The sequence below is a fragment of the Pseudacidovorax sp. DMC4 genome, assembly GCF_056314265.1.
Window position 1 is genome coordinate 1 of sequence record NZ_JBQUYR010000032.1, and the last position, 5,736, is coordinate 5,736.

At 62.2% G+C, this 5,736-nt stretch carries 6 protein-coding genes and 1 pseudogene; 3 read left to right on the forward strand and 4 right to left on the reverse strand.

Annotation, left to right across the window (positions count from 1 at the left end; all coding sequences use genetic code 11):
* Nucleotides 1-38: 38 nt before the first annotated feature.
* Both ACT54X_RS28690 and ACT54X_RS28695 read left to right on the forward strand, forming a co-directional pair.
* On the forward strand, nucleotides 39-3,167 hold the full coding sequence (locus ACT54X_RS28690) for a LysM peptidoglycan-binding domain-containing protein (protein WP_476350030.1): 3,129 nt from the start codon (nucleotides 39-41) through the stop codon (nucleotides 3,165-3,167).
* Nucleotides 3,168-3,172: 5 nt separating this feature from the next.
* Nucleotides 3,173-3,523, forward strand: coding sequence for a hypothetical protein (locus ACT54X_RS28695; RefSeq protein WP_476350032.1), 351 nt, complete (start codon nucleotides 3,173-3,175; stop codon nucleotides 3,521-3,523).
* Here the strand turns inward: ACT54X_RS28695 and ACT54X_RS28700 are convergent.
* From ACT54X_RS28700 to ACT54X_RS28715, 4 genes and pseudogenes are all read right to left on the reverse strand, one after another.
* Nucleotides 3,520-4,080, reverse strand: a complete 561-nt coding sequence (locus ACT54X_RS28700; RefSeq protein WP_476350034.1) for an exonuclease — start codon at nucleotides 4,078-4,080, stop codon at nucleotides 3,520-3,522. The genes ACT54X_RS28695 and ACT54X_RS28700 overlap by 4 nt on opposite strands.
* Nucleotides 4,081-4,083: 3 nt before the next feature.
* Nucleotides 4,084-4,671, reverse strand: a complete 588-nt coding sequence (locus ACT54X_RS28705; protein WP_476350036.1) for an ORF6N domain-containing protein — start codon at nucleotides 4,669-4,671, stop codon at nucleotides 4,084-4,086.
* Nucleotides 4,668-5,042 carry a helix-turn-helix domain-containing protein gene (locus ACT54X_RS28710; protein WP_476350038.1) on the reverse strand — a complete coding sequence of 125 codons (375 nt, stop codon included), beginning with the start codon at nucleotides 5,040-5,042 and terminating at the stop codon, nucleotides 4,668-4,670. Before ACT54X_RS28710 ends, ACT54X_RS28705 begins: the two co-directional genes overlap by 4 nt.
* A 70-nt stretch (nucleotides 5,043-5,112) precedes the next feature.
* Nucleotides 5,113-5,514, reverse strand: a pseudogene (locus ACT54X_RS28715) (IS5/IS1182 family transposase); the annotation flags it as partial.
* Between ACT54X_RS28715 and ACT54X_RS28720 the strand changes: the two are divergent.
* A partial coding sequence (locus tag ACT54X_RS28720; RefSeq protein WP_476350040.1) for an RHS repeat domain-containing protein occupies nucleotides 5,489-5,736 on the forward strand: 248 nt, incomplete at its 3' end. The pseudogene ACT54X_RS28715 and the gene ACT54X_RS28720 overlap by 26 nt on opposite strands.

Consider the following 5,736-nt stretch of genomic DNA (forward strand, 5'->3'; position numbering starts at 1 on the left):
TGGGGCGGCTGACGGTCAGCAGTCGAGACAACGAAGTGGTGGACCAGCGCCAGTACGACGCGGCCGGGCGGGTGCTCAGGAGCGGCAGCGAGCGGGCGTTTGCGGACAGCGGCTACGCCCTGAACTACCGGGCGGCCACCGGCAGCAGCCTGCAGTACCGCACCAACACCTACGGTGCCAATGGAGAACTGGCGTACCAGAGCACCAGCGAATACAGCTCCGTCAACGGCATGCCGCACAACGTCAAGAGCGACGTCAGCTACACCGACTACGACGGCGAGGGCAACCTCAGGGGCTACACGGCCGCCACGGCGGACTTCTCGGCCCAGAGCTTCGGCAGCAGTACCACCAGCCTGAGCTATGTGCGGGCGGAAGGCTACCAGCAGGTCAAGAACAGCACACAGAGCGCGAGCGCTTCTGGCGATCTCTACCAGGACTATGACGTCAACGGCCACCTGAGCCATACGGGCAACACAGGTGGCTTCAACACGCGCGACCACAGCTTCGTGAATGACGCCAATGGCACGGCGCTGTTCGGCTTCTACGGGGACAGCGCCAATCCGCAGCAGGGCCAGCGCCAGGTGGTGGTCAACGGCGAGGTGCTGGGCCGCTACGGCTGGGTGCCCGACGAGCGCTACGAGGGCTGGACGTTTCCGGTACCGGGGTACACGCCCTTTACCCAGAAGACGGACATCCGGCTGGGGACGCAGCCCTTGAGCAGTGCGAACACCAACACCGCACCGAGCACCTGGTCGGTGGCCCGGGGCGACACCCTGCAGGGCATCGCCCGCAGCGTCTACGGCGACGAGAGCCTGTGGTACCGGATCGCGGACGCCAATGGGCTCGGCGGCAACGCCGACCTCAAGCTCGGGCAGGTGCTGCGCATTCCGCAGGCCGTGAGCAACGCGAACAACAGCGGCACGTTCAGGCCCTACGACCCGAGCCGGATCATTGGGGACACCAGCCCCACGATGACGGCGATGCCCCAGGGTGATGGGGGTGGATGCGGAGGTGTCGGGCAGATCATCATGGTCGTGGTGGCGATCGTGGTGACCATCTACACCGCGGGGGCGGCGGCGGGTGCGTGGGGAGCGGTGGGCACAGCGGGCACTGCAACAGCTTCGGCGACCATCGGGGGCACGCTGGCAACGGGCGTAACTGCTGTGGGAGGAGGCTATGGCGCCCTGGGCGCAGCCGCAGCCGTGGTTGGCGGCGCAGTTGGCTCATTGGCCAGCCAGACGGTCGGCGTGGCCATCGGTGCTCAGGACAGCATCAACTGGAAGGGCGTGGCCCTGGGCGCCGTGGGTGCTGGCGTCACGGCCGGGCTGGGCGCGGCTGGCCTCATGCCCAGCTCGGGCAATGCATTCGTGCGAGGGGCGCTGGGCGGTGCAGTGCGCAGCACGGTGACCCAAGGCATCGCGGTGGCCACAGGGCTGCAGAAGAGCTTCGACTGGAAGGGGGTGGCAGCCAGTGCGCTGAGCGGCGGCGTCGCGCAGGGCTTGAACGATGCGATGGGCTACGCCCCGGGTCAAGTGGCTGGGCTGACCGCGCCGGCTGGTGCCATCACGGACTTCGACCTGGGCAGAAGCCTGGTGTCGGGCCTGGGCGGCAGCATCGTGGGCAATGCGGCAAGGGGTGGCAAGCTCAGCGCCTCGAATATCGCGGCCGACGCGTTCGGCAATGTGATCGGGGACAGTCTTGCAGCGGCCCACAGCAGCGAAGGCACTTACGTCTCGCAGGAAGAGAGGCTGCGCGATCAGTTCTGGGAGCAGTCGCTGGGGGCAGTGGCGTCGAGAAGCCCGAGCATGTGGCAGTCCACGATGAGCGATGCGGATGCACGCTGGCTGATAGGGGACAGAGCTGAAACGTACGGGAATCAACCACGCATGCTGGTTGCGGACAACTGGGCACGTGATCCGATTCAAAACCGCGTGGTTTCGGATGCGCCGTTCACCGTCAACTTGCCGATGGTCGACCCATCGGGCGGCCCCGCCGCCGGCGACAGGCTCATGTGGAGTGGACAGGCAGCCGCGTCGGACCGATTGAGTGTGAGCCCAACCAGCTTGGACAGCGACATCGCGGCGGCGCAGACTTACCTCAACAAGCTCAACGGGATGGGTGGCGCAAGCGGTGCGGCAGGCAGAGTTGCCGGCACCGGAGAACTGTCGAGTTCACTCCAGTACGCGAGCGGTGCGGGGGATGTTGGTGCCTTTCAAACCATCACAGGTCCCGGCTACCAGCCGACTGAGCCATTCTTCTCGGCAGACGCGATAGCGGCGGGGATGGGCGATCAGCCGTTCGCCAATGCGCAGTCCTCAATGGCGTATGCATCATCGGCAGGAGGCAACGCTGCCGAATCTGCGGCACGCGCAGTGGTCAGCGGGATGCCCCAGGGCAGCCGTGCCAACTACCCACCACCCGTATCCGCTTGGGATGCACTGAGCATGGGCTGGAGTCAGCAAAGCTGGACCGTGCTGGAGCACGGCTCCCAAAGCAGCCAGCCTGCCGCATCGGCGGCGTACGGTCTGGGCCTTGGCACGCGATCGCTGGTTGATAGCCTGACCGGGGCGCAGAGCATGCGACGGGCGCGAGAGGCGATCCAGAACGGCGAGGCTTGGAAAGCGCCCTTGCACGTGATGGAGGCGATGGGCCAGGCAGGCATGACGGCGCTGATACCGCAGGAGGCTATGCTGGCGAAGGCGGGCGGACTCGCGGCCGCCACTAGTGCGGGGCGAGCCTCTGTTGCAATCAGTGGAAGAGGAGTCGCAATTAACGGCTCAACCCGCACCGTGCCACTCGGATTTGAATCTGAAACGCAGTTTTTTCAAGCGGCCCAGGAGCTCCAAGGCGCGCTCCGAAATAGCGGCATTGATGATGCCGTTGTGGGAGTGCGAGGCAGTTCAGTTTTGGGGCATAGCCCAAGAAAGGGCACGACCTTTGGCCCTCAAAGCGATATTGATTTCTTCGTTGAAAGTGCAAAGCTGACTGAGAACTATCGCACGTCGAAAAACATTCCTGGCTTTGTGATACCGAAGAAAATCCTTCCCGACTATCCTGCGCTCCAGGATTGGTCTAGGACTTGGTCGAACACATTGGGCCGTGATGTCACTCCCGGCGCATTTGTGCCTGGAACCGTCCCTAACGAGGCGGCAATTCTATTTAAGTGATGCGTATGAAAATAGTCAATTTCTTGTGCGCGGATGCGCAGTCGACAGATCTTGCTGAATTTGTTCAGCGAGTCTTTGAGGCGCTAGGCGTAATGGACGGCGCCGAACGTGTTAGCAGTAATTATTTGGATGACAAATATTTTATTGGGCAAGTCAATGGAGGGCAGTTGACGGCAGCGTTGTCAGATGAAGTGGGATTTGACGATCTGCCCTACTGGCTCTCTTTTGAAACAGAGGGGGGCGATGAGGTGATAGAGCAAATGGCTGCGCTGGTTAAAAATTTACTGCCACCTTTAGGGGTGGATATTGCGCGGATTGAGAGCTTTGGCAAGAAGGACATGCGCATAGTTGACTAGCTTTTGGAGGACTGCGAAAGCATGTTGCAAAACAAAGCCCCCTGTTCAATTGCATCATCAAGCGCGATATGGTTATGAGGCAATGGGTCGAACCATTCTTTTGGCATATTCCGTTTGGTTGCTTCGCGGTAATCTGTCTTGAGCAAAGCCATGGCCAAGGTCTTCATGTCCAAGGCTGAGTGTGAAAATGGGCTCTCGCCAGTGAAGCGAATCAGATACCAATAGACAAACATGAAGTCGAAACCTGCCGGGTATGCCACGAAGACTGGCTTGCCCGGCAATTTTTTTAACCAAGCAACGTAATCGGCCATTGCCTTCTCTGGCGGCAAGCAATCCTTACGGCATGCCTCCCATGCAGTTGGATTATTCTCCCACCATGCCATGGTGTCAGGGTGCCCGGTGGCGCCAGGAAGTTTTTTGAGATTTGCAGAGAACGTTCCCACCAAAGTCTTGTCCGCAAGGTAGGCGGCTGACCCAAAGCTCAGCATTGAATAAGGCCCCGGAATGGGGCCGTCAGATTCAATGTCTGTGCTGACGTAGATTTCTAGCTTTGCCATCCTTTACTTCTCCTGTGGGGGCACAAACCCGATGGGCCGCTTGGGAGGATCAGGCGGTGTCATGAGTTCACGCAGGGCATCGAAGACCTGCTTGAGCTGGGCCTTGGTGTTGCGGCTAAAAACATCGTGATTGATGGCCAGCGCTTCGGTCTTGTCTTCGAGGTCGGCCAGGCGCCTGGCCAGTTCGGCATGCGAGGTGGCTGCATCCTTTAGCCGCACGAAGGCGCGCAAGACATACAGGCCCATCTCCACGGCACGCGGCGAGTTCAGCACGTTGGCCGCTTGGATGGCGCCGTACTCCGTGAAGGCATATGGCAGTGCCTCGGAAAACTTCAGCTTCTGGAGGTGGTCACAGTTTGTGACCACCTCGACCTTCTCGGCGGCGGTGAGCTGAAACATGAAGTCACCGGGGAAGCGCTCGGCGTTGCGTTTGATGGCCTGGTTGAATGCCTTGGTGGGCACGCCGTAGAGGTCGGCCAGGTCGGCGTCAATCAGCACCTTGTGGCCACGCACGACAACGATGCGGCTCTCAATGCGTGGCAAGGCCACGGCCACATCGACAGTGGCCGCTGTCTTCTTGGCGGCGGTCATTTGCCGCTCTCCTTGCCTTTACCTTGGGCACCTCCTGCGCCGCCACCCCACTGCCTGGCAGCGTGCTTGAGGATGAGTCCTTCGAGCACTTCGCGGGCGACGGCCTTCTCTTCGTTGGAGAGTTGCCGCATGGCCTCGAACTGCAAACGCAGGTCGTTATCGGGTCCGCGCTCGGCTTCGTCGAACAGCAGCCAGTCGGTGGTCACCCCAAAGCACTTGGCGATCTTCTTGAGCGCATCGGCCGAAGGCTGGGAGGTGTCTGCCTCATAGCGCTTGATCTGCTGGACATGGATGCCGGTAGCGTCGGCGAACCCTTGCTGGGTCAGGCCGCGTTCGCGGCGCAGGGCAATGATGCGTTGAGCAAAGCTCATGTCGTACAGGCTCAGGACGAGTGGCAACGGATCCTGAATGGTACGGAGTCCGCCCTGAACAATTCCGTTCTCAGCCGCAGGCAGCGCGGTTGTTGCGCGAATGAGCGATCAACGCGGCGACAACCGCCTGCACGGACAGCCCGATGCGGGCGCAATAAAGCCGCAACGCGGCCAGGATCAGGCGCAGGTTGTGCCCGGCGCCGCACATCACCGCGTGCAGCGCGTCGCCCAGCGCGCCCTTGAGCGGGTTGCGAGCGAAGCGACCGTCCATCTTCATGTGCCCGATGGTCGGCTCAATGGCGCTGCGCCGTTTGATCATGGCCTGCAGCGTCCGGGTGATCCCGCGCTTCTGGCCTGACATCAGGATGCGGACACCTTCGAGCTTTATGCCCTTGTAGCCCCTGTCCACGATGGCGGTCGCCGGCGGCCTGTCCGTGCCGGTGAGGATGCCCACCTGCTCCAGCGTCTCGGCCGTCACCGACGCCAACGGCCACACCAACGGCCAGGAGTGGGACGCCGCCGGCCAGCTGGTGCGCGAGCTGCATGCCGACGGCGGCGTCGTGCAGCATGCCTACGACGCCTTCGGCGACGAAGTGCGCCGCATCGACGCCCTGGGCGCACCCACCTGGTACACCCACGACAAGCTCGGCCGCCTGATCAAGACCACCCACGCCCTGGCCGATGTCTACAGCTG